This window comes from Chamaesiphon sp. VAR_69_metabat_338, from assembly GCF_031423935.1.
In the GTDB taxonomy this organism is placed as follows: Bacteria; Cyanobacteriota; Cyanobacteriia; order Cyanobacteriales; family Chamaesiphonaceae; genus Chamaesiphon.
The window spans coordinates 1-4,425 of sequence record NZ_JANPGM010000322.1 but is presented as its reverse complement, the minus strand read 5'-3'; the positions used below and the strand labels follow the sequence as shown (position 1 = coordinate 4,425).

At 51.3% G+C, this 4,425-nt stretch carries 4 protein-coding genes and 1 pseudogene; all 5 read right to left on the bottom strand.

Going from position 1 to position 4,425, the window contains the following annotated elements:
• A pseudogene (locus RMO84_RS21335) lies at positions 1 to 102 on the bottom strand (NAD(P)-dependent dehydrogenase); the annotation flags it as partial.
• Between the two features lie 189 nt (positions 103 to 291).
• Entirely contained in the window at positions 292 to 801 is a 510-nt protein-coding gene (locus RMO84_RS09195) for a pyridoxamine 5'-phosphate oxidase family protein (RefSeq protein ID WP_310488176.1), read from the bottom strand.
• 423 nt (positions 802 to 1,224) lie between these two features.
• Entirely contained in the window at positions 1,225 to 1,857 is a 633-nt protein-coding gene (locus tag RMO84_RS09190; protein ID WP_310488175.1) for a fasciclin domain-containing protein, read from the bottom strand.
• A gap of 89 nt (positions 1,858 to 1,946) precedes the next feature.
• Positions 1,947 to 2,675 (bottom strand): HAD-IA family hydrolase, encoded by a 729-nt coding sequence (locus tag RMO84_RS09185; protein WP_310488174.1) that lies wholly within the window; start codon positions 2,673 to 2,675, stop codon positions 1,947 to 1,949.
• A gap of 112 nt (positions 2,676 to 2,787) precedes the next feature.
• Entirely contained in the window at positions 2,788 to 4,002 is a 1,215-nt protein-coding gene (locus RMO84_RS09180) for a zinc-dependent alcohol dehydrogenase (RefSeq protein ID WP_310488173.1), read from the bottom strand.
• Between the last annotated feature and the right edge of the window lie 423 nt (positions 4,003 to 4,425).

The window sequence follows — 4,425 nt, the reverse complement described above, 5'->3', positions numbered from 1 at the left end:
GACGCCGTACACCTCGCCAGTGACAAAACTGGATTCCTGCGAGGCTAAGAGCACATAGATCGGTGCTAATTCGGCAGGCTGTCCCGGTCGCTTCAGCGGCAATTTCTCTCCGAGCGGCGGCATCTCCTCCGGAGACATTTCCTGAGCTAATCCTGGTGGTGATTGGGGTTGTTCTGCAAACTCCGGCTGTGGATACTGCTTGAGCGGATCTTGGATCGTATATTGGTTCTTGGTGGTAGCAACACTATTCATAGGTCTACTGTTAGCTAAATTTTGCGCTTCTATCCGGTACTACTGCAAATCGACTTTGGCGTGCTCGGTGGAAGTGTCGGGTTCGCCAGTAGTCGCCGCTTTAACAAAGCCAACGGCTTTGGCAACCCAACCGGCTGGGGCATCCCAGTACTCCGCATTGGTAGATGTTATTTTGAGTAAGGCGATATCGGGTTCGTTGAGTTCTTGAGGAAACCAAGCTTTGAGTTCTGGCTTCCAGAGTTCTTGCATTTTGGTATGGTCTTTGACTACTTCTGCCATGCCACATACAGAGACATAGGATTGCTTGTCGGGTGCCGAAAAGCTCACATTAACTTGATGATTTTGGTTGACTTCGGTCACTTTGTGCGAACTACCGTAAGTGAAAAACCACATGTCGCCATTAGCTTCGACTTCGCTATTGACAGCCATCGGACGGCTTCGCAGACAGCCATCTTCATCCAGGGTGGTCAACATGCAAAAGTTAATATCTTTAATCAGATCGCGGATTTTTTCAATCGATTCGTTCTTGTTAGCGGTTGTGGTTGTCATTGGGTTTTATTCCTGTAGTTGAGTATGTGATTTGGGCTGCGATTTAAATGTTGCGATCGCCATGGGCTATACCACCCAGCAGTTTGGACGATCGACAAACTGCTCGACGATCGATCTAGTAGATTTAGTCGATCGGTTATTAATTAACACCTTTATTAAGAGATCTAGATCTCAATTAATTTCCAAAACTTCGTCACATTTGACGATCGCAAATGATGGATCTAAGTGACATTATAAATATCTGTAATGGTCTAATTACATCTGTCGATCGATGTATAGTCAAATCGATTGCTAACTGCCATCGATCGCCAAACTACTATCGATCGAAAAATACGACATCAAGAGATAGCTAATTTCCTCAACTCCCGATCGAAATTTCTCGATTTTCGATCGAGTATGTAGATTGCCAAGATCGCTTCAAGATTACAGGGCGTTAGCAATCTGCGATCTGCCTCTGACTCGATCGGGATTCAACTTGAAATTCGGCGGCAGGATAATTCGATCGACAATATGGACTACACCATTAGCTGCCTGTAAATCTGACTCGACGATTTGCGCTTCATTTACTTTTACTCGCGCTCTGTCTACATCTACGTTGAGGTAGCTGCCAGCCTCAGTCGCCATTTCACCAGACTGCAATTGGTTGGCATAGATCTGGCCAGAAATCACATGATAAGTCAAAATTTGGCGGAGTAAGCCACGATTATTGGCTTGCAGTAGACGTGCCCGGACATCTAGGGGCAATGCCGCAAAAGCCCGATCGGATGGCGCGAAAATCGTATAGGGGCCACCTTCTTCTAGAGTATCTTCTAAGTCAGCTTTGTCGATCGCCGCCGCTAAAGTTTGGAGTGAGGGATGATCTTCGATTAGCTCGACTAGATGTTCGGCAGTAATTGACGATCCCGATCTAGCTGCTGTTGTCGTTTTACTGTCAGCATAAGTAGGTGTGGTCAGTGGGACTTCAATAGTTGGTTGTCTACTACAGGCGGCGATCGATAGGACTAAAATCCCCAGCGATGTGCAGGTAAGAGGCTGGCGCAAGTGTAAGTTCATCATCGATGTTCGGATGCTGGTGGTGTGAGCCAAAAAGTGTGCCCTACTAGGATTTGGCCGAGTAGGGCTTCAATTAATATAGAGAGTCAACATTACAGACTGAAGTAGGTAGCTTGATGCCAACGATCGGCAAGTAATGAGGATAAATTTTCGACGGTGAGATTGGTTAAGTCCGGCAGGAGCAGATTGGCGTCATAAAAATCTCGATCGCCAACTGCGGCTCCAGGGGTGGCAATTGTAACCAAGCCAGCAGTTTTAGCTGCCAAGAGGCTCACGGGCGTATCCTCAATTGCGATCGCTTCGTCGGCGGTGATGCCAAGCTGTTGTAGGCAATAGATATATGCATCTGGGGCTGGCTTGGGCTGGGCGATCTGTTCGAGGGTGACGATCGTAGCGAAGCGATCGAATGGGAGCAGTTGAGCTAATGCCTCCCTAATCCCATCGACATTTTCTTTACTCGTAGACGTGCAAAATGCCACCTGAATATTTGCGTTTTGGCAGGTATCGAGCAGTTCGACTACGCCAGGGCGAGGACTAATCGGGGTATTGGCAAGCAAGTCCACGAAATGTTTGGTTTTGGATTGGTGCAGTTGGGCGATTGTCTCATCACTTACACCAGCACGGGCGGTGTCGGCATCGCGATAGGCACGAATGCGATTTTGACCGCCATTGGTATCGAGGAGTTCGTGGTAGGTGGCGATATCCCAATTCCAGTCGATTCCAGCTTCGGCAAAGGCGGCATTGAAGGCTTGACGTTGAAGGTCGGAAGTTTCGGCGATCGTGCCGATGGCACCGAAGATTACTGCTTTGAGTTGAGGCATGGGTTTTAGGGGATAGGGAATAGGGGGATAGGGGGTAGAGAAGGGGTTAGAAGTCAGATCGAATTCGGTTTGTAAAACTTACTAACCTTGCCCTCACCCCCCTCTCTAAATCTTACTTACCTGGAACTAGTTCGACTTTCATCCAGCCGGACTGACGGGTGTCGAAGGCTTTGTAGGCATCGATCGCAGCGGTCATGGGAGCGACTTGAGTGAGAATTTTGGCGGGATCGACGGTACCGTTGCGAACCAGATCGACGAGGATCGGGATGTATTTGCGATGGTTGCAGTTGCCCATGTTGATAGTCAGGTTTTTGTTCATCGCCATCCCGATCGGGAAGAATTGATGTTTGGGGGGATAAACACCAATAATCGACAGCGTGCCAGCCTTAGCGACTGCCTGAACGCCCCAATTGAGGGCTTGTGAGGGGGCGTTGCCGGGATGCCAGTTATCGCCTTGCTTGTTGGTTTCGGGGGCAATTTTCTGGACTTCGGTTTGGAACTCGGCGGCTTTAGCTTGTGCTTCCTTGGCGGCAGGGCCGCTGCTGGGGGCGACGGCATCGACACCGACGGCATCGATCGCCCGATCGACACCGATGCCACCCGTGAGGCTTTTGATGACTTCGATCGGGTCTTCTTGGTTGAAGTCGATGATTTCTGCGCCTTGCATTTGGGCCATTTCGAGGCGGGAGGCGATCGTATCGACGGCGAGGACGCGTCCGGCACCCATCAGGAAGGCACTGGCGATCGCAAATTGACCGACGGGGCCGCAACCAAGGACGGCGACGGTATCGCCCGGTTTGATTTCGGCCATTTCTGCTCCGAAATAGGCAGTGGGAAAGATGTCTGAGAGCAAGATGGCGCGATCGTCATCGACGGCTTCGGGGAGTTTAATCAGGTCGGCGTTAGCGTAGGGGATGCGGGCATATTCGGCTTGGAGTCCATTGAATGCGCCAGTCTCTGCGGGGCCACCGTAGAAGGCGGTGCCTGCGTCTGCCCCGTTGGGGTTGGCGTTGTCGCACTGAGATTGGTAGCCAGCGCGGCAGTAAGAGCAGTAGCCGCAGGAGATGGTGGAGGGGATGACGACGCGATCGCCGATTTTCATGTTGCGGACGTTGGGGCCGATTTCTTCGACAATGCCGACGCCTTCGTGGCCGAGGATGGTGCCGGGTTTCATGCCTGCCATGGTGCCGCGAATCATGTGGAGGTCGGTGCCGCAGATGGCACTGGCGGTGAGGCGGACGATGGCGTCGGTGGGTTGGAGGATTTTGGGTTCGGGCATGTCGTCGAGGCGGATGTCGCCGACGCCGTGGAATACTACTGCTTTCATTAGTTTGCTCCTAAATATTCAAGTTTGGGTTTTAGGTTTACATCTAGAATCTTGCTTCTCCCCTGCTTGGTGCGCTTCCATGCCGATGTTGTCTATGCTGGCGAAGGGGCAAACGATCGATACTTGTGGATTGCGTTTTTCTTAGTGAGGACAGAACCCGGATCTGGGGGTTCCGACCCCCAGTCCCCCCGTTGAGGGGACGGGACGCCTCCCCTCAAACTCCCCTACGTATGTTGGTTGTCTGTAGTAGGCGGAGGATATGGGTTTCACTAACTTTGTGGCTGCGGGGTAGGGTTTTGCTGGTAATTAGTTGAATGGGTTGGTTACTGCCCCCTCCCCTGGGCATAGCTTTCTAATCGTTTTGCTCTTTGTTGCGATCTCCCAGTCTCGCCGTCTCCCCGTCTCCTACTCCCAACTCCCAAC